Source organism: Hydrogenophilus thermoluteolus (genome assembly GCF_003574215.1).
Classification (GTDB): domain Bacteria; phylum Pseudomonadota; class Gammaproteobacteria; order Burkholderiales; family Rhodocyclaceae; genus Hydrogenophilus; species Hydrogenophilus thermoluteolus.
Genome location: NZ_AP018558.1, coordinates 991,855 through 1,018,782, shown reverse-complemented (window position 1 = coordinate 1,018,782; position 26,928 = coordinate 991,855). Strand labels below are relative to the sequence as shown.

Genomic DNA, 26,928 nt, shown 5'->3' with positions numbered 1-26,928 from the left:
GTCATAACCCCATGGCGCGGGCCTGTTTCGTTTCCTCGTCCTCATCGGCCCAGCGGGTGAGCTTTTCCGCCGAAAGCGCTACTTCGCGCCGCCGGTTGATCTCGGCAATGGCGCGCTCCTGGGCAGCCAGATAGCCTGCTACCAGCCGCTGACCCTCTTCCGAAAGCGTCACCTGCTGCGCTGCCGCATCCGCGGCGTCCAGCGTCGCCTCTAAACCGAGCAGTTCCGCCCGCGTCCCTGCCAACTTCGCCTCGTCGAGCGGACCACCAACGGCAGCCACCCGCTCGCTCGTCAGCATCCGGAACACCCGCCGTCTCCGCGCCGCCTCCTTCGCGCCTGCGGTATCGAGCAGCGCATAGGCCTGTTCCTCGACCGCAACGCCCAGCACCCGCACGCCATCGAGCACATAGACGCACCGCACCGGGCTGCCCAACAAAATCCGCGGCACCGCAACCGTCACCCGCCCATCGACGTGCATCAAGAAATCCGCGGTGTAGGTCACGCCATCCACGCTCACCGCGCCGCGCGTCACCTTGCGCACGTGCCGGTCAGCAAACGCCAGCGCCAGCACCAGCCGATCCACCCGCCATGGCTGCCACCCGGCCTGCATGTGCCAGGTAAGCCGATCCTTCGGGCTCATCCCGCCCATGTGCTCGGCGCGTGGCTGCGGCGTCACGTGGTAGTCCGCCAGCGTGCGCGCCAGCCACGCGCGCACCTCAGCCTCAGGCGATGGCTGCACCCCCTTGCCGAGCGTCGCCACCTTCTTCGTCATCCGGTTGCCGCCCACATAGCCAAACCACCAGGCCAGCCAGTGGGAGAGCCGCCCGAACGCCCCCTCGATGCGCTTGCCGCGCGGGTGAAACGGAATCGAGCGCACCACCCGCCGTTCCGCGGGAGCCGTCTCCGCTTCGTCCGCCGCGAACTGCTGACCGGTCAGGTCCGCCAGGTGCTTGCAGGCAACGAGCATCTCGTCCCATTTGTATTCCGAGCCGTTATCCAAATACAGACAGCGCGGCATCCCAAACGGCGCCTGCTCGGCCATGCGCACAAAAGAAGCCGCCACGTCGTCGCGGCGGATGCCCTGGCCCTTTGGCAGCACCACCATATCCACCCACAACCAGTTGGTAGCCACGTCGTGCCAGGAAATGAGCCGCGCATAGGCCACGCTGCCATCGTCTCTGAGCACCGGGATATCGAGCGGGGTGATATCCCCGCACACCAGGTCGCCCGGCTTCAACCCCGCCGCGGTGCGACGCACCGGCGTGATGTGGTGGTCATACACCCCCTTGCCGTCGCGCAGCGCCCGGCCTGCAACCCGAAAATGCTTGCCTTCGGCCTCGACGAACCGCCGCGGGCAGCGCACCGAAAGAAGCGACGCGGCAAGATCCGATGGGCATCCAGCGTCGATCAACTCCCGCGCCACCGCCGCCGTGGCCTTGAGCCAGCACTGCAACGCACTGGGCGCGCCGCCCACCCAGGCCGCGCGCACCAACTGCCGCGTCCTGTCCGCAAGCTGCGCCACATCCGTCTGCGGCCACGCCTCGGCCACCCGCTGCGCCCACTCAAGCCACTGCCCGGAAATCAGCGTGCGCGCCTGCCCCCGGTCGCGCCGCTCGCCCATGCGCGCGAGCGCCATCACGCCGCCCTCGCGCGCCTTGTCCACCAGCCGATAGACGTGCTGGAACGAGCAGCCCAGATCTTTCGCGATCTGCTCGGCCATCGTCCGCCGCCCCCGGTGACGCTCCGGAAGATCGATGAGCGGCCGGATCGCCGCCATGATCAGCCGCGCCCGCGCCAGCCGCTCCTCGGCATCGTCGCGCGGCGACGCGCCCATCAGCTGGCCGACGAGGATCGCGTCGTCCATATCGGTGGCGGGGGTGGCCGGAATCGAACCGGCCCCCAGGGTTAGCTGCCCTTTGCCAGCGCTCGGCAGGCCGTCGCCTGCTCTGCCACCGGTGCCGTCACGGCGACGCGAGCCCACGTCCCGTGATACCAAGGCGCATCCAGCGCCACCCCCGCCGGTGAGCCCACCCGCGCCGGTGGCCGCCGGGCTGGTGTCGGCAGGGAGAGGGCAACGCCCCGCCGGGATGAGCTCGCCGCCGGGGGCGAATTGGGATGTGGCCGGGTATTTGATCGCGCCCCCGGCCTGGGCGCTTGCGATCCTGTCAAGGCTTTTCGCGGCCTGAACAGCCAAAAGCCGCTCCACCGCTGCGCGCACATCGATCTTTCTGCCCCGCCGCACGAATGCGGTGGGCAGATCCGCCACCCGCCAGCGCTTCGCGCCGCCCAGTCCAGCCCGGTCGTAGTGTGGCGGCCAGTCGGGGGAGGTGGCCCACTTCTCTCTCACTGTTCTGTAATCGACCTCAACCGCCTCGGCGATGGTGGCCAAATCGACAAGCTCACTCATCGTGCGCCTCCGCAGCGAGTCCGATGGGGATCATTGCCGTTTCGCCAGCCGGATCGTCGGCATCGGCCACTTGGATGTGCGGCAGGGCAGGGCCGCCGATATCACAGGGGCGCGCACACGGATAGCGCAAAATGCGGCGTTTCATGCGTCGCTTCCCTTCGCCGCCTGCCGCAGCCTGGCGATGACCTCATCAGAAGAAGCCCCGGGCGGCAAGATGTCTCCATCTTTCAACCCAAGCGCCACGGCAACCTTGTGCGCGTCGCCGCGCACGCCAATGAGCCGCCCGCGCAGCACCTCATTTACGATGCTGGGGTGCACCCCCAGCATCCGCGCAAGCGTCGTTTTGCCAACACCAAGCCGCTCCAGTGCTGCTCGAGCGCGGGCAGCCCGCCCCTTATCAATCCGAACCGTTTCTGCCATACTTCACCTCGTGCATGTTGTGATGTGATGGTGTGAAGTATAGTGCCCAAATGGACACATGTCAAGGGGGTTGTGTGTCTATAGGATCACGTCTAAGAGACGAGAGACTGCGTCTTGGTTTGAGTCAAGAAGATTTCGCACGCATAGCAGGTGTCCAGCGGCGCGCACAGATTCGCTATGAACAAGATGAACGAGAACCAAGCGCGAGATACCTCGAAGCAATCGCTTCCGTAGGCGCGGACGTCACCTACATCCTCACCGGCCGCCGCGAGCGTCCGGCTTCGGAACTGACCGACAGGGCACGGCTCAAGGCCGCCATCGAAGTCATCGAAGAGGGGCTAGGCGACAAGCGCCTGCCGCCAGACAAGAAGGCTGAAGCTATTTTGCTCGCCTACGAGTTGCTTGCAGAGCCTACCGCCACCCGCGCCACAGTCATCGAGCTCATTCGCCGCGTGGCGTGAACAGTGGAGAGTTCGGCCTGAGCAGTGGAGAGTTCGGCCTGAGCAGTGGAGAGTTCGGCCTGAGCAGTGGAGAGTTATCGGTGGAGAGTTTCGCAAAAGTGGAGAGTTATCGGTGGAGAGTTTTTCCGCCGAACTTTCCACCTTTCATCAACCGGCAAGGGGAGTACCCGATGGAAGACAAAAAACAAAAACTCATCGAAATCGTGCGCGGCGCATCCGGGAATACGTCTCGCCGCAAGCCTGCCCAGTCTTCACTTGCTGTGCGCATCGAGGGCAGCCACAACATCGTGGGAGACGGCAACATCGTCATTCATGCCAAAACCGTTCGCCCGCGCAACACCATCGATCCACGCGCCAGCGAGCTGTCCGAGGCACAAAAACTGCGCCTGCGCGAACTGATCAACGAATGGGTTACCGTCCACAACACTGTCCGCACGCGCGCCAAGCCGCTCACTCATGCCGCCGCATGGGCTTCATTTCAAAGGAAATTTTCTGTCACGAGCTACCATTTGCTGCCAATTGCGCGCTACGCTGAAGCCGTCCGTTGGCTTCAGCAGCAACGCGCCAAGATCGATAGCATGAAGTCCGCCGCGGCACGTGATCCATCCTGGCGTGCTCGCCAGATAGCCTACATCAAGGCTCACTGCAAGAACGATCTCGGCGACGCGTTCGCCTACATGCCATATATCGCGCGTTTTGGAAAGAAATCGCTCGCCGATCTTACGAACGAAGAACTCGCAAGAACAAGATCGTACGTCGCTCGAAAAAAACCCTTCAGGAGCAGTCGTAAGGATGTTTTTTGTCGCACGTAATGTGCGCACTGCTGGTTTTTTGTCGTTGCGGCCGTTTTTTCTCAGTTTTTCTTGTCTTTTCAACGACTTGGTTGCGATATTTCCCGCTTCGTCCCGCTTCTTCCCGCTATTTTGTCGCATCGTCTATGTCACATCTAATCTTTTCACCTCTACCGTTTGCCCCATCAACTGCTTCACCACAGGGTCGGTCAACCCTTTCATCAGTCCGATCACCGGCTTGAGGTCGCGCAAGCGCAACTGGCGCAGCGCTGCGAGCTTCTGAGCCGGAGATTTGGCTGCAGCGAAACGACCGAGAAAACGGACGAATTCGTCGGAGAAGAGCACTGGGGCGTGGCTGAGGGCATCCACCCCACCCGCAGCGATCAGATCGGCCCGCCCCGAAAGGATCTGTGCCGCTGCCGAATCGATCGCCTGCATGCCCGAGGCGCAATTGCGCATCACCGTCCAGCCGGGAACCTTGCGCCCACAGCCGGCGCGAAGCGCGACCACGCGACCGATATTGACCTCGTCCGCGCGCGGTGCGGCGCAACCCAGAATCACCTCGTCGAGCACCGCGGGGTCAAGGCGCTGACGCATCAGCAACATCTGCAACGCCCGGGTCGCCAAGTCGGATGCACGAAATGGCCCCGGCTCGTTCTTCGCTTTGAGAAACGGCGTCCGTACGCCATCTACCAGATAGACTGCTCGATCCGCCACGCTATGCTCCCGGTGTGCGCACGCTTACGCATCGACGGTCGAAGCCGAAACCGCTGGCGCATCCTGCACCGCCACATCCCCTCCGACGCGCCGCTTTTCCGGCCACGGACGCATCGCGGGCGGAATGGCCGCGGTGCGCGCGATACGATCGTCCGGAATCGCCTGCGCGGCCGCCTTGACCCCAAAATCGTAGGGGAAGTCATCGACACGGATCACCAGGTCACGCAGCCGATTGCGCTGGATCACTTTGCGGTATTCGGCCTCGGTGATCACCCCTTGCGCATACGCTTCATCCCAAATCGCATCGACACTGCCGCTGGTGAGTGCTTCGATGCTCGGTGCAAAGCGTCCCGCTTTCTGCGCGTCGCGCAATTTCGCTTCGATCGGCTCACACGCTTGGGTGGCCAAGAGTGCTGCTTCCAACGCCCCCAGCGGCTCGTCGAGCGATTGGGGCAAATAGACGAGCGAGGTCAAACGGTCACGGGTTGCACCGGGCTCCATCAGACCCATCGCCACCCGATGTCCAAGACGATCGTCCGGCGTACGGAACGGACGACCCAGCGGGAAGGTGACGAACCGCGCCAGCGCCCGCGCCGGCGCGAATGGGAAATTGTCGATCACGCCAGTAAAGGCCACTTGAGCGCGGAAAAACGCATCCCAGATCGCCCAGTGCAGGAACGGCGCATCACCAGCGGGGCGGCCGTCGACTTCGAAGCGCTTGAGCGTAGCGCTCGCCAAGTAGAGCTGCGACAAAATGTCACCCAAACGGGCAGAGAGCCGCTCTTTACGTTTCAGCGCACCCCCCAACACGCCCATCGAGACATCGGCCAAGAACGCGAACGCTGCGGAAAAACGGGTCAGCTGTTGGTAATAGCGACGGCACTCCGGCGCAACGTTTGCTGGCACCTTCACGAAACGGGCCCCAGTAAGCCCCATCACCAGCGCACGGGCACCGTTGTTGAGCGTATAGGCGATGTGACTCCAGAACGCGCGGTCGAACGCATCGAGGTCACCGTTTTGCGCAGCACGCATCTCTTCGAGCACGTAGGGATGGCACCGAACCGCCCCTTGCCCGAAAACGATGAGGCTGCGGGTGAGGATGTTCGCCCCTTCGACGGTGATCCCCACGGGAATCTGCTCGTACGCCCGCCCCAGGAAGTTTTGCGGACCCAAACAGATTCCTTTACCACCGACCACGTCCATCCCGTCGTTGACGGTCTGGCGTGCCCGTTCGGTCACGTGGTATTTGACGATCGCCGAAACCACCGACGGCTTCTCACCGAGATCGACCGCGCCAGCAGTAAATACCCGCGCAGCGTCACACAGGTAGGTGTTGCCACCGATGCGCGCGAGCGCCTCTTCCACCCCTTCGAAGCGACCGATCTGCGTCTTGAATTGGTATCGGATCCGCGCGTACGCACCGACCGCGCGCGCCGTGACCTGCTGCATCCCAGTGTTGGAGCCGGGCAACGAGATCGAGCGCCCAGCCGCCAGGCACTCCATCAGCATCCGCCACCCTTTGCCCACCATCGCCTCACCACCGATCACGAAATCGAGCGGAATGAAGACCTCTTCCCCGCGGATCGGTCCGTTCATCCACACCGCGTCGAGTGGAAGGTGCCGACGCCCGATTTCGACGCCCGGATGGTTTGCCGGAATGAGCGCGAGCGTAATCCCGATCTCTTTCCCTCTACCCAACAAGTTTTCCGGGTCAAAAAGCTGGAACGCCAGCCCGAAGACCGTACACACCGGCGCGAGCGTGATATAGCGCTTGTTGAAGCTCACGCGAATACCGATCACCTCTTTGCCCTGGTATTCGCCGCGGCAGACGACACCGGCATCGGGAATCGACGCGGCGTCCGAACCGGCCCAAGGACTGGTGAGCGCAAATGCGGGAATCTCTTCCCCGCGCGCCAGGCGCGGCAAGTAGTAGGCTTTCTGTTCCGGCGTCCCATAGTGGAGCAGCAGCTCTGCAGGCCCCAACGAATTGGGCACCATCACGGTCACTGCCGGAGCGCTCGAACGGGTCGAGAGTTTGGTGATCACCTGCGAATGGGCGTACGCGGAAAAACCTTTCCCGCCATACTCTTTCGGGATGATCATCCCGAGGAACCCCTTTTCCTTGATGAACTGCCAGACGGCATCGGGCATGTCCTTCTTGAGGCTGCACTCCCAATCGTCGACCATGCGGCAGAGCTCCTCGGTTTCGTTTTCGAGGAACGCTTGCTCTTCCGGCGTCAGTTTCGGCCACGGGTAGCTCAGGAATTTTTGCCAATCCGGGTTCCCACGAAAGAGCTCCCCTTCCCACCAAACGGTGCCCGCCTCAAGCGCATCCCGCTCCGTCTGCGACATTTGCGGCAGCGCTTTCGCAAACGCTTTGAAAATGGGCACCGTGATCAGACGTTTGCGCGTCGGCCGATGCCCCAACAAAAAGACCACGCCACACCAGGCAAGCGCCACGACAACCGTGACCCATACCGGAAACGCTGCGGTGATGGCCAACGCCAACCACCAAACCAGGATCGCTCCACCCCAGAGAAAAAGAGGCGCTCGCCCGTAGGCGAGCGCGACCACCAAGGGAGGGAGGAAGAGCAACAAGAGCCAAGCCATGACCATCTCCTATCCGAATGGATCGAACGTTTGTTTGAATGATACGAAAAAATTGCTTTGGGTGCAACCCTCGGTATACTCCACCCTCTCGGTTATTGCCAAAGACTCAAGTGTTCGCGTGGTTTGACCTTCCTGCCGAAAACGGAAACGTCCAACGCCGCGCGCTGTGGGCAGAACCGCTCACTGCGTTTCACGAAACGAGCGACGCCGCTGCCGCGCGCACCCTCCTTACCACAGCCGAAGACGAGGCGAAGCAATCCCCTGCCTCATCCGACGGCCCCTTTTGGGCGTTTGCGCTTGACTACGAATGCGCCCCGTGGTTCGACCACGCGTTTTCCTCGGCGTTCACGGCGCGCCCCGCCGGGCGCCTTCGCCTCTGGCGCTTTGCACGTTACCAGACCCTGTCAGACCGAGTCGCGACGCAAAGCGCGCACAGTCGCGTCTCTGACCCCATCGCGGGACTTTTGAATTGGCGCTGCGCGTGGGATCAAACCCACTATTACCAAGCTGTCGAACGGATCCTCCACTACCTGCGCGAAGGCGACAGCTACCAAGTCAACCTCACCTTTCCCTGGTACGCGGAGACCTATGGCGACCCCCTTGCCCTCTACCTCCGTTTGCACGCGCAGCAGCCGGTGCCCCATGGCGCCTACTTACCGTTCCCAAACGGCGGCGCGATCCTCTGTCGCTCACCGGAGCGCTTCTTCCTGCGTCGTGGCAGACGGATCTCCTGCCGCCCCATGAAAGGAACCGCACCACCCAATGCCTCCGGATGGATCGACGACAAAACCCGCGCCGAAAACGTGATGATCGTCGACCTGATCCGCAATGACCTCAGCCGCCTCTCACCCGCTGGCGGCGTCCAGGTTCCCAACCTCTTCCAGGAAGAGCGCTACGCGACGGTCACCCAACTCACCTCGACGATCGTCGCCGAAGGCGTCGACGCCCCGCTATGGGCAATTCTGGCGGCGCTCTTTCCGTGCGGTTCGGTTACGGGCGCCCCCAAACGCCGCGCGATGGAGATCATCGCCGAATTGGAACCCCACCCGCGCGGGATCTACTGCGGCGCAATCGGGTATATTCTGCCTGGCGGCGACGTCGAAGCCGTCGTCCCGATCCGCACCCTGACGATCGACCGGAACGGCGGCGCCACCTACTCGGTTGGCAGCGGGATCGTGATCGATTCCAAGCCCGCCTCCGAATGGCAAGAGTGTCTCCTCAAGGGACGGTTCGTCCAGGGACTTCCCGCGATGGTCGGTCTCATCGAGACTTTGCGCTGGGAACCGGCGGACGGCTGCGTGCTTTGGCCGTACCACATTGCGCGGATCCGTGCCAGCGCCAAAGCGTTGGGCATCCCTTTCGACGAAGCCCAGTTTGCCCATGCGGTCACAACCGCCGCACAAGAAGACCCCGACGGCAACCACCCGTTGCGCATCCGAGCGGAACTCGCCCCCGACGGAACGGTGCGCGCAACCGCAACGCATTGGCAACAGCCCGCAACGCCCGTTCGCTTCCGCATCGCGCGCGAACCTGCTATCAACCCCAGCGATCCCTTGCAGCGCCACAAAACGACACGCCGCGCGCATTATGACCGCCTACTTGCCGAGGCCCTCGCCCACGGCTGTTTCGATTACCTGGTGACGAATACCCGTGGCGAACTCGTCGAAGGGTGCCGCACCACGCTTTTCGTGCAATTTCCGGGTGAACCGAAGCTCGCAACCCCGCCCTTGGCAACCGGTTGTCTAGCTGGGGTCTTACGGGCAAAACTCCTTGCGGAAGGGGACGCAGTCGAGCGACCCCTCACCCCCGCCGACCTCACGCGCGCCGAACAGCTCTACCTGGGAAACGCCCTTCATGGGTTGCTGCCTGCTGTTTGGGACGACGCGTCACCCACCAACTCGCGATAAGCGTGCCAAGTGGCGTGACCAAGAAGCGGCAGGGTTACCGCCAAACCAAAGAGCACCAGCGCGTACCCCAGCAATGTCAAGCCTACGATCCAAGCCGCCCAGACCGCCATCGGCCAAGGGTTCGTGCGCACCACTTGGACACTGGTCGCGACCGCAGTAAAAAGATCGACGTCGCGATCCAAAAGCAGCGGAACGGAAACCACGGTCACGGTAAATATCCCCGCAGCAACCAACCCGCCGGTCACGAACCACGCGACGACGAGCGGCCACTCCTCTCCCGAAACGATCAACGCCGCGATGGTCGGCGACGCGGTTTCCGGTGAAGCGAAAACCGCAAAGAGCATCGCGGTGAAACGCTCCCAGACCAACATCACCAAGAGCAACCCCAGCCCCACTTGGGCCAGACTCGCTTTTTTCGCTTTGACCAACGCCAGCGCGTCGAAAAAGGCTGGCCGCTCGACCGTGCCCCGCAACCGACTCAACGCGTAGAGTCCTGCCGCCAAGAGCGGCGCAAGCAGAAAAAACCCGGAAAACGCAACCGCCATCAGGTGCGGCGCGCGAAGGGTAGCCAAGACGATCAGCCCACCGCCGATCGCAAACACCACGCCAAAACCCAACGACGAAAGGGGATCGTAGCGGAGATCCTCCCACCCTTTCCGTAACCAACGCAGCGGGGCGTCGATGCCCACCGTTCGAACCGCTAACGCTTTCTCCTCCATGGGCGCTCCTTTCGTGGTCGCGTGGGGGATATGCTTATCACACGTGATGCCGTCCAAGACATGACGCTTTTTTCCCATGATAAAGTATCAACCACCGAAATACCAGTCAAGAGGAGAGACGTATGCGGCTCGAAACGCAATTGATCCACGCCGGCTATTCCCCCGATCCCACGACGAAAGCGGTCGCGGTACCCATCTATCAAACCACCTCGTATGCGTTCGACAACACCCAGCACGGCGCCGACCTTTTCGATCTCAAGGTCGAAGGCAACATCTACACCCGCATCATGAACCCGACCCAAGCGGTGCTCGAAGCGCGGGTTGCAGCGCTCGAAGGGGGCGTTGGCGCGCTTGCGCTCGCTTCGGGGATGGCCGCGATCACCTACGCGATCCTCACGATCGCCGAAAATGGCGACAACATCGTGACGAGTTCGACGCTCTACGGCGGTACGTACAACCTCTTTGCGCACACGTTGCCGCAGTTCGGCATCGAAGTCCGCTTTGCCGACTACCGTGACCCCGCGTCGTTCGAACGGTTGATCGATGCCAAAACCAAAGCGCTCTTCTGCGAATCGGTCGGCAACCCGCTCGGCAACGTCACCGATTTCGAACAGCTCGCAGAGATCGCGCACCGCCACGGGATTCCCCTGATCGTCGACAACACCGTTCCCACCCCTTACCTCTGCCGTCCGTTCGAGTATGGTGCCGATATCGTCGTCCATGCCCTCACCAAGTACCTGGGCGGACACGGAACGACGCTCGGTGGCATCATCGTCGATAGCGGCAAATTCCCCTGGGCCGACTACCCGGAGAAGTTCCGCCGCCTCAACGAACCGGACGTCTCCTACCACGGCGTGGTCTATACCGAAGCGCTGGGGCCGGCCGCCTATATCGGGCGCACGCGCGTGGTGCCGCTGCGCAATATGGGCGCGGCAATCAGCCCGTTCAACGCGTTCCTCATCCTGCAAGGCATCGAAACGCTCGCCGTGCGAATGGACCGCATCTGCGAAAACGCCGTTCAGATTGCCGAATTCCTGAAAAACCACCCGAAAGTGGCGTGGGTCAACTACGCCGGGCTTCCCGACCACCCCAGCTATCCGCTCGTGCAGAAATACATGAACGGGCGCGCTTCGGGCATCCTCAATTTCGGCGTCAAAGGGGGACGAGAAGCGGGCGCCCGCTTTCAAGACGCGCTCAAACTCTTCACGCGGCTGGTCAATATCGGCGACTGCAAGTCGCTCGCGTGCCACCCGGCATCGACCACCCACCGTCAGCTGGCACCGGAAGAGCTCGAAAAAGCAGGTGTCAGTGAGGACATGATCCGGCTTTCGATCGGGATCGAACACGTCGACGACCTGATCGAAGACCTCGATCAAGCCCTTGCCGCTGCGTAACGGCGCTTTCAGACCGTCACCCCCTTTTGGCTGCGTGCGCAGCCAAAAGGGGCATCACCACGACCGCTTACCGGACTTTGCACACAACCAGCGGCCTATTCGGGACGCACCTCACTGGGCAAGGCGGTTGCGCCGTCCGATTCCGTAATAGACGATCCCTTCGCGCGCAAGCGCCTCCGGATCGTACTGGTTGCGGCCGTCAAAGATCACCGCCGGCGATTTCAGCAACCGCTTCACCGCCTCGAAGTCAGGGTGGCGGAACGGCTTCCATTCGGTGACGAGCACCATCGCATCCGCCCCTTCGAGTGCGCCATACTGGTGCGTCGTGAAAATGAGCCGTTCTTCGGTTTGCCAATCCTGCGGAAATACCTTCTGAGCGTTCGCAATCGCCACCGGATCGTAGGCCTTCACACACGCGCCCCGTTCGATGAGCCCCGTGATGAGCGGAATCGACGGCGCTTCGCGCATGTCGTCGGTGCCCGGCTTGAATGCCAGCCCCCAAACACCAAACGTGCGCCCAGCAAGCGATTCACCGAAACGCGCGACGATCTTGTTGAGTAACGTCTGTTTTTGCGCCGCATTGCGCGCTTCCACCGCGTCGAGCACGAGCGGTTCTACTCCGACGCGCCGTGCCATCTGCACGAGCGCTTTGACATCCTTGGGGAAGCACGAGCCGCCGTAACCCGCGCCTGGGTAGATGAAATGGTAGCCGATGCGCGAATCAGACCCGATCCCGATACGCACCTTTTCGACGTCGACATCGTACTGCTCACAGAGCGTCGCGATCTCGTTCATGAAGCTGATTTTGGTGGCGAGCATCGCATTGGCCGCGTATTTGGTCATTTCGGCGTCGCGCACCCCCATATAGATCACGCGCTGATGGCTGCGGTTGAACGGCGCGTAGAGCTCTGCCATCACCGAGCGCGCCCGCTCGTCGTCGGTGCCCACCACGATGCGGTCGGGACGCATGAAATCCTCGATCGCCGCACCCTCTTTGAGGAACTCAGGGTTGGAGACCACCGCAACCGCCAACGATTTGCCGCGCGCGGCGAGCGCCGCCTCCACCTCCGCTTTCACGAGTTCGGCAGTGCCCACTGGGACGGTCGATTTGTCGACGACGATCGCATCGCGTTCGATCACCGCGCCGATCTGCCGCGCCACCGCGAGCACATGGTGCAGGTCGGCCGAACCGTCTTCTTGCGGCGGCGTGCCTACCGCAATGAAAAAGAGGTCACACGCGCTGGCAGCATCCGCAAGCTGGGTGGTGAAGTGCAACCTACCTTCCCGCGCATTGCGCTCGACGATCTCATCAAGTCCGGGTTCGTAAATCGGCAACCGCCCCGCCTTCAACCCCTCGATCTTCTCTGCGTCGATATCGACGCACCAAACCGAGTTGCCCATTTCGGCAAAACAGGCACCCGTCACCAATCCCACGTACCCCGTTCCGATCACTGCGAGCTTCATTCGATTCTCCTTTTTTTATCCTGTTGCGATTCTACCCGGCACGCACGCCAATCGCGCCCAACTCCCTCCGCTTTCTTGATGCAAATCATAGTCGAACGCGGTTTTGCCCTGTAAAATCGATTCAAGGATGTTGCTCTCTCTCAAGGAGCCAAAAGATGTCGATCGCAGAACACCTCACCGCGGAACACCGCCATTGTGATACGCTCTTTTCCCAGTTGGAAAACGTCCTGGACAACGAGGACTGGGACGCGATCACGACCGCGTGGCGGGCGCTCGCCGATGAACTCTTACGCCACTTTGCGGTGGAGGAAGAAACCCTCTTTCCCGCGTTCGAAGCGAAAAGCGGAATCACGCAAGGTCCCACCCGCGTGATGCGCATGGAACACGATCAGATGCGCGAACTGCTGGCAGAAGGTGACGCCGCAGTCGCCGAACACGATGCAGAAAATTTGCGCGGTGTGGTCGAGACGTTACTCATCATGAATCAGCAGCACAACCTCAAAGAGGAAAACGTGCTCTACCCGATGTGTGACCAACTCTTGGGCACCGAATTCGTCACCCAACTTCAGGAGACCGTATGAGTGATCCCGCGGTAGCGCACGACAAGCCTTGGGCGGAACCTCCGCCCGGCTTTACCGAAGTCGGATGTGTCACGATCGACGCCCGCACTTGGCTGCCACCGGAACCCTTCAACCGGACCATCGAGACGTTAGAGACGCTGCACCCTGACCAGTGGATCCGCTTGTTGCTCTATCGCCATCCTCTCCCGCTCTTCGACGCGTTGGACGAATGGGGTTGGCGCTATTCCTGCCACGACCACGGCGACGGCACGGTTGAAATACATATCTGGAAACCCCTTCCGTGAAGACCGCCGATCTGCGTATCGAAGCCGCACCCGCGTACCGGATGCCGATGCGTTGGTTTGCGCTTGCGCCTTTTTTTCTGGTACTTGCGGGCGTTTTGCTCCTCAGCGAAGGATCTGAGCTCTTTTTGAGTCGCTGGCATCCTGCTGCGTTGGCGCTCACCCACCTTTTTGCGCTCGGTTTCATGGGTTCGGTGATGGTCGGCGCATTGATGCAGGTCATCCCCGTGCTCTCCGGGCACAGCTGGCCCCCACGATGGCGTCGAAGCCGCTGGCCGCGTGCCGCTTTTGCTGGTGGGGTCTTGGCGTTGGCTGCGCACTTCCTCTGGACCGGTTCGCTCAGCGTCGCCCACGCGCTCGCTGGCGTTGCGCTCGCGTTGCTGCTTGCCGCACTGGCTCCAGTTGCGTTCCTCACCCTGTGGTTGCTGCTGCGCATCCCCTCGCTTTCCGACAGCATCCGCGATCTGCGCTGGGTTGCCGCGGGGCTTGGCCTCACGCTGACACTCGGTGCACTGCTCCTCCTTCAGCGCATCGCCCCAGACCATTTCGCTTTCGACCATCTGCAATGGGTTACGCTGCATCTGAGCGCGGCGTGGGGGCTGTGGGGCTTGGCGCTGGTTGCCACGGTGGGGTTCGTCGTCGTCCCGATGTTTCAACTCACGCCGGTTTATCCCCCCACCACGCGCCGGCGCTTCACCACTGCGCTCTGGGGAGCCGCACTCATCACATTCATCTTCAGCGTCATCCATCCGGAAAAGACACCGCTCTGGGTAGTCCTTGGCGTTGGCTGGTTGGCGTGGGCATTCGCGGCACAAACGCTCGCCCTGCAAGATCGCAGCAAACGCAAAAAACGGGAGACCACAGGGCACCTTTGGCGGAGCGCGATGATCGCCCTATGTCTTGCCGTGGCGATGGCCTTTGCCAGTGCCACTTTGCCTGAGTTTTCTCCATTCCTTGTCGGCATCATGGTCTTCTGGGGCGGATTCGCCGGGGTGATCTGCGCGATGTGGATCAAGATCATTCCCTTCCTTACCTGGCTCAACATCCAACAGATGCCCAACCGCAAAGGTTTTCCGCCGACGATGCTCAAGATCACCCCGGAAAAGGAAGGCGAACGGTTGCGTTGGCTCTGGCTGGCAACGCTTTTGCTTCTTTTCGCCGCCGTTTTCCTGCCGGAACCGATGAGCCGCGTTGCGGGCATCGCGGTGATTGCCACGGCAGTGCAACTCGCGCGCATCCTCTGGCACGCGTGGCAACTCTTCAACGAATGGGAACGGAAACATCTCGACCCCACAGAATCCGCTCAAATCGCTACGTCATGAGTTACATTCTGCTCAAACACCTGCATCTCACCACCGTTACGCTCACGATCGTAGGGTTTCTCCTTCGCTTTACCTGGAGGCTTCGCTCCCATCCTTGGCTGCACACGCCGCTCGCCCGCGTCCTTCCCCACATCAACGACACCCTACTGCTGACTTCTGGGCTCGGAATGGCAGCGATGATCGGCCAATACCCCTTCATCACCCCGTGGTTGACGGCGAAATTCTTTTGGTTACTCGCCTACATCATCGCAGGGCACTTTGCGCTCAAACGCGCGCAGACACGTCGCGGACAGTGGTGTGCATGCGTCGTGGCGTTGGTGTGCGTTGCGATGCTCGTCGGCACTGCAATCTACCACCACCCACTCAGTTGGCTGACACCACGCTTTGCCATAAATTGACGCGGGTCAAGGCATCTTTCCGCACGAATCATTAGACTGCTCCTTGCCAACCCATTGTCGGGTTTTGTGACAAGGAGCCAAATGATGAGTAGTACCTTTTCCACGACAACGGCCCGCAATATTTTCTATGGCGGCGCCCTTTTTTCTTTTTTGCTCTTTCTCGCGCTGACGTTCCATACCGAAAGCGCGTTGCCGCAGCGTGACGCCCGTGCGTTGCTCGAAGCCAACCCCCAAGTAGCCGTAGGCAAACGGGTTTGGGAAGAAAACAACTGCATCGGCTGCCACACGCTTTTGGGGGAAGGCGCCTACTTCGCGCCGGAACTCGGCAACGTCTACAAACGGCGGGGTCCTGAGTTCATCAAGGCTTGGATCAAGGCACAACCGACCGGCACACCGGGGCGGCGCCAAATGCCGCAGTTCAACCTCACCGAGGAAGAGCTCGACGCGTTGGTGGAATTCCTCCGTTACGCCTCGGAGATCGATACCAACGGCTGGCCGCCCAACATCGAGGGTTGACGATCCGTTCTTTTGCCGATAACGAATCCATCAGGAGGACCTTCTCATGAAGTACCAATCACAAGCGGTGGCCAAGCCCTACTTCGTCGCGGCGATCGCGCTCTTCGTCGCGCAGGTGCTCTTTGGCCTGATCATGGGCATTCAGTACGTCGTCGGCGATTTTCTCTTCCCGGCAATTCCCTTCAACGTGGCGCGCATGGTCCATACCAACGCGCTGATCGTCTGGTTGTTGATGGGGTTCATGGGTGCCGCCTACTACCTCGTCCCTGAAGAGGCGGAACGCGAACTGCATGCTCCGAAGCTGGCGATCGCCACCTTCTGGATCTTCCTCGTCGCAGCCGCACTCACCGTATTGGGCTATCTGCTGGTTCCGTACGCGAAGCTGGCCGAGATGACCGGCAACGACGTCCTGCCGACGATGGGGCGTGAATTCCTGGAGCAACCGACGATCACCAAGATCGGGATCGTCTTGGTCGCGCTTTCGTTCCTATATAACCTCAGCATGACCTTCCTCAAAGGACGTAAAACCGCGATCAGCTCGGTGCTGCTGCTCGGGCTTTGGGGGCTGGCGATCTTCTTCCTTTTCTCCTTCGTCAACCCGGATAACCTCGTCCGTGACAAATTCTACTGGTGGTGGGTCGTGCACCTTTGGGTCGAAGGGGTCTGGGAATTGATCATGGGTGCGATCCTGGCGTTCGTCCTGATCAAAGTGACCGGGGTCGACCGCGAGGTGATCGACAAGTGGCTCTACGTGATCATCACCCTGACCCTGGTCACCGGCATCATCGGAACGGGGCACCACTACTATTGGATCGGCACACCGGGCTACTGGCAAGTGTGGGGCTCGGTCTTCTCCGCGCTCGAACCGATTCCGTTCTTCGCGATGACCCTCTTTGCGTTCAACATGGTCAACCGTCGGCGGCGGAACCATCCCAACCGCGCCGCTACGCTCTGGGCGCTGGGAACGGGTGTGATGGCCTTCCTGGGCGCGGGTGTTTGGGGATTCCTCCATACCCTCTCACCCGTCAATTACTACACCCACGGCACACAAATCACCCCGTCGCACGGTCACCTGGCTTTCTACGGGGCGTACGCGATGGTGGTGCTGACCATGATCTCCTACGTCTGGCCGAAATTGAACGGTCGCGAAGCCAACGGCAACCGTTCGCAAGTGCTCGAGATGTGGGGATTCTGGGTGATGACCATCTCGATGACCTTCATCGCGCTCTTCCTCACCGCCGCGGGGATCCTCCAAGTGTGGCTGCAACGCATGGGCGCGAATCCGCTCCCCTTCATGGAGGTGCAAGAGCAACTCGCGCTCTTCTACTGGTTGCGCGTGATCGCGGGCGTCGCGTTCTTCGCCGGCCTGCTCGCCTACATCACCAGCTTCTTCAAAGGCGTGGAAGGTTCACCCGAATATCGACCGCTCGCCCAAGAGGCGTCGGCATAACCGAGTTGGGCTCTCCTATCGTGGGAATTGACCCCGGCTGGCACTGCCGACCGGGGCTTTTTTTATGCACACCCGAAGATTTCGAATAACTTGCGGTGATCGGCCATCAGTGACGGCACGAGGCTGGGATCGTAGTGCAGATGAGTACCTGGCGCTGTCCCTTGATGCAGCTGCGGTTCGGATTGCTTAGGCTGCATCTGACCCGCACTCTTTCTCCTGAAAAGAAACTCAAACATGGGTTCCTCCTACAACACACAATACACAAACGCTCTCAGCTTTTGCCCAGGATCAGTACGCCGCAAATGGCGACGACACCGGCTACCCATGCCCAGATCAGTCCCCGCCAACGCCACACTACCGAACGAAGGTCCATGAAGACATCGACCACCGCCAACCCTTTACCCACCGCCAAGAGTAAGAGGAGGTGCGAGAGCCATTCGCCAGCAACCTGATGCCGCCCCCATTCGCTCAGGGCGGCAGCTCCCACCGTGGCGACAAGTAAGACCAGCGCGGTGACATCGATCAGGCGACTGCGCTTTGCTACTGCAGGGTTTTTCTTCGCGTTTTTCATGCCGGAATCGCCAGAAGGTAAAGGAGCGGAAAGAGGATAAGCCATACCAGATCAACCATATGCCAATAACTGGCTGCGGTCTCGATCCCCACCGTTGCGCCCATGTGGTACGCCCCACGCGCTGCTTTCACCGTGACGATCGTCAAGATCACGACCCCCAACACCACATGCATAGCGTGAAAAGCGGTCAGCGAATAGTAGAAGGTATAAAAGAGGTTGGTGTCGAGGTCGATCCCGGCGCGATATTTCGCGGCATATTCCACCCCTTTGCTGACCAGGAATCCCACCCCACAGAGGGTCGCGACAAGCAACCATGCGCCCACCGGGCGCGCTGCTTTTTGTTGCGGCAACGACTCTGCTGCCACCACGCCCCGGGCAACCGCCCAACTGCCCACCAGAAGCAAAACCGTATTCACCGCCCCCACTCCGGATCCAGGGTTTGTTGCATCGTCGCAAAGAGTTCATAGTGACCGCGATAACTCGCCGCATAGGTGACGAAAAGGGCAAAAAACGCGCTCAACTCGGCAAAAATGAAGAACCAGATCGCCAAGTCACCCGGCGGATAGAGGGCCTTTTGCGTTGCGACGGGTTGTTCCCCAGTCACCAACTGGTTCCTTCGGAACGATGCACCTTGTTCCAGGCGTTGTATTTCCCGATCGGCTTGTGCGCCGGAATCTCACGCACCACCTCGAGCGACTCGGTGTCGATCACCAAAAGCGCGCCATCCGGCGCCGGTTCCATCACACTCGCCAGCGCATAGCGTCCATCAGCGGTAAATTCCACGTGGGCAAACGTCTTACCGGGTTTCGGGCGTAGTGTTTTGACGACTTCTAGTGTGGTTTTGTCGATCACGGTGAGGGTATCGCGACAGTTCGGCGCCATCATCGAATCGACGAAGAGATACCGGCTCTTTTCATGGCTTCGGACGAAAAAGCCCGGACCACAAAGCGGTACCGATTTCACCAACGCCCACCGATCGAGGTCGATCACCGAAAGTTCGGCACGGCGCAAATTGGTGGTTGCCATGACCCGCCGACCGGCGTACTCGAACGTAATGCCCGACCCCAAATGGGGCATGCCTTCGAGTGGCAGTGACGCAATCGCCTGCCGAACATCGAGATTGACCACGAAACTCTCCCCGCTTCGGGACGCGCCGATCAGATTGCGGTACCCCGGCGCAAAGAAGAAGTCATCCAGTACCGCGGGAAGACGGGTCCGCTTCGGATGGAGAAACCCCGGCACGGCCAAGCCTTCCGCCATTTTGTGATCATGGACCAAGCCGTCGAAAACCGGTTCGGCTGCCTCATCGTAACTCACTTCCCACAACTCGGGCATCTCTTTGAAGGCGACGATGAAACTCTTGCGTGGCGGCGCGTCATAGACTGCGGAAAGCCGCGAATGCTCTTTGCGGTCAAGACTTTGCCCAGGCAGGATTTTGATCGGTGCCAGGTTGCTGTCCAAGATCACGAGGGTTTCGGGCAGGGTGTTTGCCACCGCGACATAACAACCATCGCTGGAGACCGCGACGTTGCGGGTATTGACCGCGACGCGGATCTCTGCCACCTTCTCCAACGCCCAGAGGTCGAATTTCTCGACCCAGCCGTCTCGAGAGGCAACCGTGACGAAACGCCCATCCGGTGAAAATTTGGGTCCACCATGCACGGCGTAGTGGGTACGTAGCCGAGCCAAGACCTGGAATCGTTCTCCATCGAGCACCGTCAAATGGTGGTCACCTTGCTCGACCACCACGAAACGGTTCCAACGGTCTCCCCCATCCTTCGGGCCGTCGAGCGGCAACACCGGTTTCGACCAGTGGGTTGCCCGCATCGTTGCCAACGTAAATTCCGGGATCTCGGCTGGGGCGGTCTTCAGCCATTGGGCCAGCGACGTGATCTGCTCCGGCGTCAGTTGCCCAGCAAATGCTGGCATTTGCGTTGCCAAGCGCCCCTTCGCGATCACATCGACCACGTTCGGCAACCGCAGCCGCTCCACACTCTCGGGCAACAGCGCAGGACCCAAGCCACCGGTACGGTCACGACCATGACACTGCGCACACAGATCACGATACAGGGCTTCTGGCCCTTGCGCGAAAAGCGACGGGGGATGGCCAAAAACCCATAATGCCAGCACGATCGCTACCGCTTTCTTTTTCGTTCGCAGCGTCATCGGATTCGCCCCTTAGTGCGTCACAAGCTCAGCGGTTTTGGACTGCGCAGCAACGCCGCCCGAACTCGGAGTCACCCCCACCTCTTCGTCGCTCAGATAGCATGCGGGGTCTTCGCTCCACAGGTCACCGGCGGCCATTTCGGCGCGAACCCGAGAGCTGCCGTTGCAGAGCGACAAATAACGACACGCACCACAACGCCCGCTGATCGCACGTGGATAGCGACGCAATGCCGCAAGCAACGGATGGGTTTCATCGCGCCAAATCGCCGAGAATGGGCGGTGGCGCACGTTGCCCAGCGTGACATGCCACCACATCGTATCGGGATGAACGTTCCCTAAGTTGTCGATATTGGCAATGTTTTCGCCACTGGCGTTGCCCCCCCATTGACGCAGCTTCGCAGCGATATGCTCGGCACGCTCAGGGAAATTGGCCTGCACCCACAAGAGAAAGAACGGACCGTCGGCATCGTGGTTGCCTGTGGTGTATTCCCGGCCCGTTCCAGCACGATAATCGGCAAGCGCCCGTTCGAAAAGGGTCGTAAGGGCGCGGCGCGTCGTTTGGGCAACCGCATCACGCCCGCGATTTTTTTTGCCCCGCCCGGCGTAATTGAGGTGTGAGAAATAAAAGCGCGGAATCTCTGCCTCGGCAACCCAATCGAGCAGGGGTACGAAATCGTGCGCGTTGTCCTCGGTCATCGTGTAGCGCACCCCCACCTTCACCCCCAGGTCACGTAAAGCCAAGAGCGCTCGTTGGGACGCATCGAACGCTCCTGCTTTGCGCCGAAAACGGTCATGCGTTTCCCCGAGGCCATCGAGGCTGATGCCGACATAGTCGAAATGGGTCGCGGCAATCCGCTCGGCCATCGCGTCGTCGATCAACGTCCCGTTGGTGGAAAGCGCTGTGTAAAGTCCTTTCTCCTTGGCGTAATCGGCCAGGAGAAAGAGATCGGGACGCAAAAGCGGCTCCCCGCCGGAAAGGATCAACGCCGGCACACGCATCGCGGCCAAGTCATCGATCACCGCAAGCGCCTCTTCCGTGGTCAGTTCGCCGCGAAAATCGGTGTCGGCGGAAAGCGAATAACAGTGGGCACACAGCAAATTACAGCGGCGAATGAGGTTCCAGATCACGACGGGCCCAGGCAAGCGACGGCGCTCCCGAACGGGTGTCGGTTCGAAGAGTTCAGCAATGAAAGCGGAAATGCGAAACATTTTTGGGCTCCTTGGGGGACTATTTACGCGATCGCTGTTGGGCGCAGGCGAACGCCGCTTTTTTTCAGAATCCGTGTCGAATAGAGCGCATCGTGTGCCGTGAGCGCCTGGGGAAAGCGCTGGTGACAGGCCTCGATCAGCCGCGCACGTTGCGCTTCCACTTCATCCCGCGTGCGACCGTGCAACATCGCAAAGAGATTGAAGCGCCAATGGGGCAGATGGCGCGGTCGCCGGTAACAATGACTGACCGCACCGGTTGCCGCCAGCCAGGATCCGACCGCGTCCACTGCTTCGTCGGCGACATCCCAGACGCACATCGCATTCGCACGATAACCCAATGCGTAATGATTGACCGCGATGCCCAGACGACGAACCACGCCGCGTGCAATCAGCGCGGAAAAGGTATCGATCACCTCGTTTTCCCGCCACCCCAGGTGGTCTGCGACGGTGCGAAACGGTTCGACGACACACGGTAACCCGGCTTGCGTCGCGATGAGCAACGCCCGTTCGCGCGCCGACAAAGGGCGCGGCACCATCCCTTCCGTTTGGGACGTTTCCGAGGGTTCTGTCGGCCGCGTTTGCGCCAGGAGTCCCGACCAGTCCGCCAATGTAACCTCGTCAGGGGCCGTTTGCGGCGTCCACGGCAGCAAACGCAAACGGACGAAATATTCACGCTCTTTGGGGAAGAGCCAAACCCGATATCCGGTTGCCTGCTCTATCACCCGCGCAACCCCCGTCACCGCGCGCTCGTTTTCACAAGCGATCACAAACCAACAGTTGAGCAAATGGGTGCGCAGATAGTGGTGGGCCACTTCGGGAAACGCATTGATCGCCGCAATCGTCTGCTCCAGCGCCGATTCAGGCGCAGCAACCGCCGCGAGGACGAACGCGCCACCGCTGCGCTCGACTTGAATGAACGGACCAAACCGGGTAATCAACCCCTCCTGCAACCATTGGGCAATCTGCGCGGCAATCGCCCTTTCAGGCATCCCGAGCCATTCAGCCCAACGCGCAAACGGGCGCGTTGCCAAAGGCAGATGATCTTGAAGCGCCCAAAGGAGGAGTCGCTCACGTTCGCACAGCTCATGCGGCGCGGGAACGGACATAGCGCGCTCCGGTCTGTTTGAAGCAGTGGGTACTAAAGAGCAGTCGATGGGAAAAACGGTCGAGTGCCAAGCGGCGCTGGATCGCTGAGACCACTTGCGCAACGTGGGTCGAATCGCTGCCGTGGACCATCGCATAGAGTGTATAAGGCCAGACTTCGGGCACCGGTTCGCGTCGATAGCAGAGATGCACCTCCGGCTCTGCAGCCAGTTGCACCCCCAGTTCGTCCACCAATGCCGGCGGCACGGCCCAGACCGCCATCGCATTGGCCGTCCATCCCAACGCCCGATGACGAACCACGGCACCGAAACGGCGCATCGTCCCTTCGGCGAGCCAGTGCGCAATCTGCTGCACCACGTCGCTTTCCACGCAACCGCATTGCTCGGCGATCTGCCGATACGGTTGGGGAACGAGCGGCAATCCCTCACTCAGAATCGCAAATAATTGCTGTTCCCGTTTGGACAACGCCTGTGTACGCCAGCGGTCGCACGGTGTCTTCGGCACGCGTTCGCGCGCTTGCGCCTTGCCCCCTTGGACGAAGTCGAACCCTAGGTCGATGTGGTATTCGCGTACCAGCGGAAAAAGGTAGATCGGGGCGCCGATTTCCTGACTGAGGGTTACCAAAAGCGATCGACCCGCGTTTTCGGTGGGGGCGGTCAGTACGAACCACAAGTTGAGTTCGGCGCCGCTACGGGCATAGTTGTGGTTGATTTCCGGGTAGCGCGCGATGATCGAACCCGCTTCGTGCAGCCGCTCCGCGGGGACGGGGGCAGCAGCAAGAGTGCTCCATCCGACGGTCCGCGGCGCCCAAACCGGGCCGATCCGATCGATCCATCCGTTCGCTTTGGCGCTGCAAAAAGCAGATCGAACTTCGGCTTCCGATGCGCCGTGCGCTTTCGCGATTTCGGCAAATGGCCGCGAAACCAGCGGAAAACCACGCTGCCACGCATTGACGAGGTGAAGCGTCCAAGTCGATACGAGGTCATCTGCCGAGGGGTTACACCCGGAGGAGAGAAGGATCTGCACACTTCGGTCCGCACTGAGATAACTGGTCACGCCTTTCCCCTCACCGACCGAACAGCGCAGCGAGATAGGTAAAAAAGATCCCGCTCGGAGCACGGGCAGGAAGCCGCGCAACCTCCGTTTTGGTCGAGGTGTCATAAACCACCACCGCGTTGCTGTCGCGTGCCGAGACCCAAACTTGATCACCCTTTGGCGTAAACTCGAGATGGAGCACCGCCTCTCCCGGTGAAAAGGTATGGGTCACCGCAAGCGTCTTGCGGTCGATCACCTGCACCCAACCGTTATCAGGGAAAGCGAAATTGACCCAAACTTCACGCCCATCAGGACGCGCAACCGCGAAAACGGGTTGCCCTTTGACCGGCACGCGACCGACTTCCTGCCAGGTGCGGGTATCGACCACCAACACTTCGTGCCGACCGATCGCCGGCAAGAACGCAAAATCTCCGGCGACCGCCCAACCGCGGAGATGGGGCATCTTATATACCGGTAACGGCTGTTCGCCGCGGCCATACCCCGCAAGGATCTTTTGCACCCCCCGTTCCGGGTAGAGATCGTCGTAGAATGCGATGCCGTCTTCACCAAACAGGCCCGCCAGGTAGAACCGGCCGTCGTTGGAGACCAAGCCGTCGTAAGGCTGTTTTCCAGCGAGGTGGCATTCGGTTTTCGGTTGCGCCAGATTGGAGAGATCGGTCAAACAGAGCGCGTTGGCATCGAAGAGCGCGTAGGCAAAACGCCGCCCCGGCAAGTCGGCCAACCCAACGACTTTCGAAGGTGCTCCCGTTGCGCCGGGTTGCGCAGGAATATCGGCGACCAACGCCAGCGTCTCGGCGTCGAACGCTTTGATACCTCCCGGCGCGTAATTTTGCGCCACCACAAGTTTGCCGTCACTGGAAACCGCACCGCCGATGCTGTTCGTCGCCTGCGCAACCCGTTTCTTGACCTGCTGCGTCAGCAAGTCGATCTGCGTGAGCGCACCGTCACGGCCAAAAAGATAGGCATAGCGTTGATCACGGGAGAAGACCACCGAAGCGTGCGAAAGATCGCCCAATCCTTCCAGACGCTTGATGATGCGGGGTTGTGAATGCGCCACCAACAATACACTGCCGGTTGCACGTTCGATCACGACGCCAAGATCCCCAGTGGGTAACGCCAAAACCGAGGCGCCGAGCATATCGTGCCCACCAGATTCGTGCGCGTGTGTCCCAAGCGCACCCCCGAAAAACAAAAGGGTTGCTTGCAGGAGTAGGGCAACCCGTTTCATTCGCTGGGAAAGCCCTGCTTCAGGCGTTCGACGATCCATCTTGCTTCATCCTCAGAAAGAAAAGGGGCAAAAGGGGGCATTGGCGTTCCAGCGCGACCTTGGCAGATCGTCGCCACCAAACTCTCCGTCGGCTTTTCCGCCAACGCTTCGGGCGTCAACGGCGGCCCTAACCCGCCCTGCAGGGTCATTCCGTGACACGCGCCACAGTCCTGGCGCACCAGATGGACGATCGCGCGCTGGCGCTCAGATGTGGGCGCGGGCGAGATCACATCGCCCGCACCAGCGTGTGCAATAGGCAGTGCGAGCAGCGCGATGGCCTGCGCAGCAAAATGCACGATAGCCAAATTGCTTTGCTTCGCCACCATCGCGCATACCGCTCAGTAGATGTCGTGTTGCGTATTGTAGACGTTGAAGTGGCCCGTCGGTGTGATCAATGCCGGATCTTGGATCACCGCTTTCGGTTGCAGCGTTTTGTCGTCGACCACGACGATTGCCGATTTCTTGTCTTTCGCCGACCAGACCGAGAACCACACTTCGTCGCCATCTTTGTTGAATTCCGGCTGAACCACACGTTTGGCTCCATCGTCATCCAAACCGGCCCATTCGGCGATCGGCAAAATCTTCGGCGGCGCGTCGAGGTTGGTGAGATCGAAAACCGCAACCGACTGCGATACCTTCGGATCGGGGTTGAGCGGCGTATCGACGTAGAGGTGCTTCGACTTCGGATGGGTCTTGATGAAGAGGTTCCCCCCGCCTTGCCCCTTGAGGGTGCGCACCACCTTCCACGCATACTGCGGGTGTTTCTCGGGGTCGGTACCGATCACCGCGATCGTTTCGTCACCCAAATGTCCCGTTGCCCATACCGGTCCGTACTTCGGATCGACGAAGTTCGCGCCACGGCCCGGGTGCGGGATATTGCCGACATCGATCAGCGCGACGCGCTTACCCTCTTTCGCGTCGATTACCGCGATCTTGTTCGACTTGTTCGCCGCGACGAGGAAGTAGCGCTTCGAGGCGTCCCAACCACCGTCATGCAAGAATCGCGCGAGCGGAATCTCGGTGATCTTCAGGTTGTCGATATCGGAATAGTCGACCAGGTGGGTCTTCCCGGTCTCTTTGATATTGACGACGAACTCCGGCCGGAAGTGGCTCGCGACGATCGACGCAACGCGCGGTTCGGGATGATACTCTTGCGTGTCGACCGTCATCCCGCGCGTCGAGACGATCTTGAGGGGTTCCAAGGTATCCGCGTCCATGATCACGTATTGCGGCGGCCAGTAGGAGCCCGCAATTGCGTACTTGTCTTCATACCCTTTGAACTTGGAGGTTTCGACCGAACGCGCCTCCAGACCGATGCGAATCTCTGCGACGTTGTCGGGCTTCTCCATCCACAGGTCGATCATGTTGATCTTGGCGTCGCGCCCGATTACGTAGAGGTACCGACCCGAGGCGGAAAGGCGCGAGATATGTACCGCGTAGCCCGTGGGGACGATGTTGATGATCTTCTTGGTATCCCCGTCGATGAGCGCCACCCTCCCAACGTCACGCAACGTCACCGAGAAGAGGTTGTCCAGATTGTAGTTGTTCATCTTCTTCGTTGGCCGCTTCTCGGGCGGAACGATCACTTTCCAGGTCGCTTTCATCTCAGCGAGGCCAAACTCCGGCGGTTGCGGCGGGGTCTGCTGGATGTAACGCGCCATGAGATTGACCTCTTCGTCGGTGAGCTCACCCGACGTTCCCCAGTTGGGCATCCCGGCGGGTGACCCATATTTGATGAACGTTTCCAGATAAGGTATTCCCTTTTCGAGGGTGATGTCGGGTGTCAGCGGTTTCCCGGTCGCCCCTTTGCGCAGCACGCCGTGGCAACCGGCGCAGCGCTCGAAATAGATCTTACGCGCTTTTTCGAACTCCGCCTTCGTCATTGGCGGCGCCTTCGGATTGATGTCCTGGTGCATCTCGACGCCTTGCAACGAAGAGCCGCCCGCTTGGTAGTTCACTTCCGGTTTCGATACATCCTTATGCTGCGCAAACGCGACACTGGTTGCCCAAGGCAGCGCCAGCAGTGCCAATGTCAAGGTCTTCATCCTCATGGTCATTACTCCCCTAATTCCACGAAAGCCACCTTCCCAATGAAGGTATGGCATGGGGCACTTTAG

At 60.8% G+C, this 26,928-nt stretch carries 26 protein-coding genes and 1 pseudogene; 10 read left to right on the top strand and 17 right to left on the bottom strand.

Annotation, left to right across the window (positions count from 1 at the left end; translation table 11 throughout):
- Position 1: 1 nt before the first annotated feature.
- From HPTL_RS04885 to HPTL_RS04880, 3 genes are read right to left on the bottom strand one after another with little or no spacing between them, the layout of a single operon-like run.
- Positions 2-2,407 (bottom strand): hypothetical protein, encoded by a 2,406-nt coding sequence (locus HPTL_RS04885; RefSeq protein WP_197713795.1) that lies wholly within the window; start codon positions 2,405-2,407, stop codon positions 2-4.
- The gene (locus tag HPTL_RS11250; protein WP_170141275.1) at positions 2,400-2,552 is read right to left on the bottom strand and encodes a hypothetical protein; all 153 of its coding nucleotides are present in this window, start codon (positions 2,550-2,552) and stop codon (positions 2,400-2,402) included. The genes HPTL_RS04885 and HPTL_RS11250 overlap by 8 nt, the downstream gene beginning before the upstream one ends.
- On the bottom strand, positions 2,549-2,827 hold the full coding sequence (locus HPTL_RS04880; RefSeq protein WP_119334970.1) for a helix-turn-helix domain-containing protein: 279 nt from the start codon (positions 2,825-2,827) through the stop codon (positions 2,549-2,551). The genes HPTL_RS11250 and HPTL_RS04880 overlap by 4 nt, the downstream gene beginning before the upstream one ends.
- 50 nt (positions 2,828-2,877) lie before the next feature.
- Between HPTL_RS04880 and HPTL_RS04875 the strand changes: the two genes are divergently transcribed.
- Together HPTL_RS04875 and HPTL_RS04870 are read left to right on the top strand one after the other, a co-directional pair.
- On the top strand, positions 2,878-3,288 hold the full coding sequence (locus tag HPTL_RS04875) for a helix-turn-helix domain-containing protein (RefSeq protein WP_119334969.1): 411 nt from the start codon (positions 2,878-2,880) through the stop codon (positions 3,286-3,288).
- A 170-nt stretch (positions 3,289-3,458) separates the two neighbouring features.
- Entirely contained in the window at positions 3,459-4,100 is a 642-nt protein-coding gene (locus HPTL_RS04870; RefSeq protein ID WP_119334968.1) for a hypothetical protein, read from the top strand.
- Positions 4,101-4,247: 147 nt separating this feature from the next.
- On the opposite strand, the pseudogene HPTL_RS04865 reads toward HPTL_RS04870, so the two are convergent.
- Together HPTL_RS04865 and HPTL_RS04860 are read right to left on the bottom strand one after the other, a co-directional pair.
- Positions 4,248-4,796: pseudogene (locus tag HPTL_RS04865) on the bottom strand (thiolase family protein); the annotation flags it as partial.
- A 24-nt stretch (positions 4,797-4,820) separates the two neighbouring features.
- Positions 4,821-7,406 carry an acyl-CoA dehydrogenase gene (locus HPTL_RS04860; RefSeq protein ID WP_119334966.1) on the bottom strand — a complete coding sequence of 862 codons (2,586 nt, stop codon included), beginning with the start codon at positions 7,404-7,406 and terminating at the stop codon, positions 4,821-4,823.
- Between the two features lie 110 nt (positions 7,407-7,516).
- On the opposite strand from HPTL_RS04860, the gene HPTL_RS04855 reads away from it, so the two are divergent.
- Positions 7,517-9,313 (top strand): chorismate-binding protein, encoded by a 1,797-nt coding sequence (locus tag HPTL_RS04855; protein ID WP_170141274.1) that lies wholly within the window; start codon positions 7,517-7,519, stop codon positions 9,311-9,313.
- Here the strand turns inward: HPTL_RS04855 and HPTL_RS04850 are convergent.
- Positions 9,259-10,032, bottom strand: a complete 774-nt coding sequence (locus HPTL_RS04850) for a DUF2189 domain-containing protein (protein ID WP_170141273.1) — start codon at positions 10,030-10,032, stop codon at positions 9,259-9,261. The genes HPTL_RS04855 and HPTL_RS04850 overlap by 55 nt on opposite strands.
- 122 nt (positions 10,033-10,154) lie before the next feature.
- Here HPTL_RS04850 and HPTL_RS04845 point away from each other — a divergent pair, with 122 nt between their 5' ends.
- Complete coding sequence (locus tag HPTL_RS04845; RefSeq protein ID WP_119334963.1) at positions 10,155-11,426, top strand: O-acetylhomoserine aminocarboxypropyltransferase/cysteine synthase family protein; 1,272 nt, start codon at positions 10,155-10,157, stop codon at positions 11,424-11,426.
- 111 nt (positions 11,427-11,537) lie between these two features.
- On the opposite strand, the gene HPTL_RS04840 is transcribed toward HPTL_RS04845, so the two are convergent.
- Entirely contained in the window at positions 11,538-12,890 is a 1,353-nt protein-coding gene (locus HPTL_RS04840; RefSeq protein WP_119334962.1) for a UDP-glucose dehydrogenase family protein, read from the bottom strand.
- 155 nt (positions 12,891-13,045) lie between these two features.
- Between HPTL_RS04840 and HPTL_RS04835 the strand changes: the two genes are divergently transcribed.
- The 6 genes from HPTL_RS04835 to HPTL_RS04810 all read left to right on the top strand — a co-directional run bounded on the left by HPTL_RS04835 (position 13,046) and on the right by HPTL_RS04810 (position 17,438).
- On the top strand, positions 13,046-13,471 hold the full coding sequence (locus tag HPTL_RS04835; RefSeq protein ID WP_119334961.1) for a hemerythrin domain-containing protein: 426 nt from the start codon (positions 13,046-13,048) through the stop codon (positions 13,469-13,471).
- Entirely contained in the window at positions 13,468-13,755 is a 288-nt protein-coding gene (locus HPTL_RS04830) for a DUF2249 domain-containing protein (protein ID WP_119334960.1), read from the top strand. The genes HPTL_RS04835 and HPTL_RS04830 overlap by 4 nt, the downstream gene beginning before the upstream one ends.
- Positions 13,752-15,074 carry a hypothetical protein gene (locus HPTL_RS04825; protein WP_119334959.1) on the top strand — a complete coding sequence of 441 codons (1,323 nt, stop codon included), beginning with the start codon at positions 13,752-13,754 and terminating at the stop codon, positions 15,072-15,074. The genes HPTL_RS04830 and HPTL_RS04825 overlap by 4 nt, the downstream gene beginning before the upstream one ends.
- The gene (locus HPTL_RS04820; protein ID WP_119334958.1) at positions 15,071-15,472 is read left to right on the top strand and encodes a SirB2 family protein; all 402 of its coding nucleotides are present in this window, start codon (positions 15,071-15,073) and stop codon (positions 15,470-15,472) included. Before HPTL_RS04825 ends, HPTL_RS04820 begins: the two co-directional genes overlap by 4 nt.
- Positions 15,473-15,556: 84 nt before the next feature.
- Positions 15,557-15,988: a c-type cytochrome gene (locus HPTL_RS04815; RefSeq protein ID WP_119334957.1), complete on the top strand. Its 432-nt coding sequence runs from the start codon at positions 15,557-15,559 to the stop codon at positions 15,986-15,988.
- A 46-nt stretch (positions 15,989-16,034) separates the two neighbouring features.
- On the top strand, positions 16,035-17,438 hold the full coding sequence (locus HPTL_RS04810; RefSeq protein ID WP_119334956.1) for a cbb3-type cytochrome c oxidase subunit I: 1,404 nt from the start codon (positions 16,035-16,037) through the stop codon (positions 17,436-17,438).
- Between the two features lie 271 nt (positions 17,439-17,709).
- On the opposite strand, the gene HPTL_RS04805 is transcribed toward HPTL_RS04810, so the two are convergent.
- The 10 genes from HPTL_RS04805 to HPTL_RS04765 form a co-directional block, all read right to left on the bottom strand.
- A complete protein-coding gene (locus tag HPTL_RS04805) occupies positions 17,710-18,009 on the bottom strand; it encodes a cytochrome C oxidase subunit IV family protein (protein WP_170141272.1) in 300 nt (99 codons plus the stop codon).
- Entirely contained in the window at positions 18,006-18,425 is a 420-nt protein-coding gene (locus tag HPTL_RS04800; protein WP_197713793.1) for a cytochrome c oxidase subunit 3, read from the bottom strand. The genes HPTL_RS04805 and HPTL_RS04800 overlap by 4 nt, the downstream gene beginning before the upstream one ends.
- Positions 18,422-18,613 (bottom strand): hypothetical protein, encoded by a 192-nt coding sequence (locus tag HPTL_RS11360; protein ID WP_197713792.1) that lies wholly within the window; start codon positions 18,611-18,613, stop codon positions 18,422-18,424. The genes HPTL_RS04800 and HPTL_RS11360 overlap by 4 nt, the downstream gene beginning before the upstream one ends.
- On the bottom strand, positions 18,610-20,175 hold the full coding sequence (locus HPTL_RS04795) for a nitrite reductase (RefSeq protein ID WP_119334954.1): 1,566 nt from the start codon (positions 20,173-20,175) through the stop codon (positions 18,610-18,612). The genes HPTL_RS11360 and HPTL_RS04795 overlap by 4 nt, the downstream gene beginning before the upstream one ends.
- 12 nt (positions 20,176-20,187) lie before the next feature.
- Positions 20,188-21,384 (bottom strand): heme d1 biosynthesis radical SAM protein NirJ, encoded by a 1,197-nt coding sequence (gene nirJ, locus HPTL_RS04790; protein ID WP_119334953.1) that lies wholly within the window; start codon positions 21,382-21,384, stop codon positions 20,188-20,190.
- Between the two features lie 23 nt (positions 21,385-21,407).
- Positions 21,408-22,490, bottom strand: a complete 1,083-nt coding sequence (gene ahbB / locus HPTL_RS04785; RefSeq protein ID WP_119334952.1) for a siroheme decarboxylase subunit beta — start codon at positions 22,488-22,490, stop codon at positions 21,408-21,410.
- A complete protein-coding gene (ahbB, locus tag HPTL_RS11545) occupies positions 22,468-23,544 on the bottom strand; it encodes a siroheme decarboxylase subunit beta (protein WP_145981789.1) in 1,077 nt (358 codons plus the stop codon). Before ahbB (HPTL_RS11545) ends, ahbB (HPTL_RS04785) begins: the two co-directional genes overlap by 23 nt.
- Before the next feature lie 10 nt (positions 23,545-23,554).
- Entirely contained in the window at positions 23,555-24,682 is a 1,128-nt protein-coding gene (locus HPTL_RS04775; RefSeq protein WP_408610112.1) for a cytochrome D1 domain-containing protein, read from the bottom strand.
- 86 nt (positions 24,683-24,768) lie between these two features.
- Positions 24,769-25,137, bottom strand: coding sequence for a c-type cytochrome (locus tag HPTL_RS04770; RefSeq protein ID WP_119334949.1), 369 nt, complete (start codon positions 25,135-25,137; stop codon positions 24,769-24,771).
- 12 nt (positions 25,138-25,149) lie between these two features.
- Positions 25,150-26,868, bottom strand: coding sequence for a nitrite reductase (locus HPTL_RS04765; RefSeq protein WP_119334948.1), 1,719 nt, complete (start codon positions 26,866-26,868; stop codon positions 25,150-25,152).
- Positions 26,869-26,928 lie beyond the last annotated feature (60 nt).

Bases quoted from the DNA above. Each gene is read 5' to 3' on its own strand.
- HPTL_RS04775 (WP_408610112.1), bottom strand. From the start codon at position 24,682: ATGCTCGGCGCCTCGGTTTTGGCGTTACCCACTGGGGATCTTGGCGTC.
- ahbB (WP_119334952.1), bottom strand. From the start codon at position 22,490: ATGTCCGTTCCCGCGCCGCATGAGCTGTGCGAACGTGAGCGACTCCTC.
- HPTL_RS04860 (WP_119334966.1), bottom strand. From the start codon at position 7,406: ATGGCTTGGCTCTTGTTGCTCTTCCTCCCTCCCTTGGTGGTCGCGCTC.
- nirJ (WP_119334953.1), bottom strand. From the start codon at position 21,384: ATGTTTCGCATTTCCGCTTTCATTGCTGAACTCTTCGAACCGACACCC.
- HPTL_RS04885 (WP_197713795.1), bottom strand. From the start codon at position 2,407: ATGAGTGAGCTTGTCGATTTGGCCACCATCGCCGAGGCGGTTGAGGTC.
- HPTL_RS04795 (WP_119334954.1), bottom strand. From the start codon at position 20,175: ATGACGCTGCGAACGAAAAAGAAAGCGGTAGCGATCGTGCTGGCATTA.
- HPTL_RS04830 (WP_119334960.1), top strand. From the start codon at position 13,468: ATGAGTGATCCCGCGGTAGCGCACGACAAGCCTTGGGCGGAACCTCCG.
- HPTL_RS04770 (WP_119334949.1), bottom strand. From the start codon at position 25,137: ATGGTGGCGAAGCAAAGCAATTTGGCTATCGTGCATTTTGCTGCGCAG.
- HPTL_RS04805 (WP_170141272.1), bottom strand. From the start codon at position 18,009: ATGAAAAACGCGAAGAAAAACCCTGCAGTAGCAAAGCGCAGTCGCCTG.
- HPTL_RS04875 (WP_119334969.1), top strand. From the start codon at position 2,878: ATGGACACATGTCAAGGGGGTTGTGTGTCTATAGGATCACGTCTAAGA.
- HPTL_RS04845 (WP_119334963.1), top strand. From the start codon at position 10,155: ATGCGGCTCGAAACGCAATTGATCCACGCCGGCTATTCCCCCGATCCC.
- HPTL_RS04815 (WP_119334957.1), top strand. From the start codon at position 15,557: ATGAGTAGTACCTTTTCCACGACAACGGCCCGCAATATTTTCTATGGC.
- HPTL_RS04765 (WP_119334948.1), bottom strand. From the start codon at position 26,868: ATGACCATGAGGATGAAGACCTTGACATTGGCACTGCTGGCGCTGCCT.
- HPTL_RS04870 (WP_119334968.1), top strand. From the start codon at position 3,459: ATGGAAGACAAAAAACAAAAACTCATCGAAATCGTGCGCGGCGCATCC.
- HPTL_RS04880 (WP_119334970.1), bottom strand. From the start codon at position 2,827: ATGGCAGAAACGGTTCGGATTGATAAGGGGCGGGCTGCCCGCGCTCGA.
- HPTL_RS04840 (WP_119334962.1), bottom strand. From the start codon at position 12,890: ATGAAGCTCGCAGTGATCGGAACGGGGTACGTGGGATTGGTGACGGGT.
- HPTL_RS04820 (WP_119334958.1), top strand. From the start codon at position 15,071: ATGAGTTACATTCTGCTCAAACACCTGCATCTCACCACCGTTACGCTC.
- HPTL_RS11250 (WP_170141275.1), bottom strand. From the start codon at position 2,552: ATGAAACGCCGCATTTTGCGCTATCCGTGTGCGCGCCCCTGTGATATC.
- HPTL_RS04850 (WP_170141273.1), bottom strand. From the start codon at position 10,032: ATGGAGGAGAAAGCGTTAGCGGTTCGAACGGTGGGCATCGACGCCCCG.
- HPTL_RS04835 (WP_119334961.1), top strand. From the start codon at position 13,046: ATGTCGATCGCAGAACACCTCACCGCGGAACACCGCCATTGTGATACG.
- HPTL_RS04810 (WP_119334956.1), top strand. From the start codon at position 16,035: ATGAAGTACCAATCACAAGCGGTGGCCAAGCCCTACTTCGTCGCGGCG.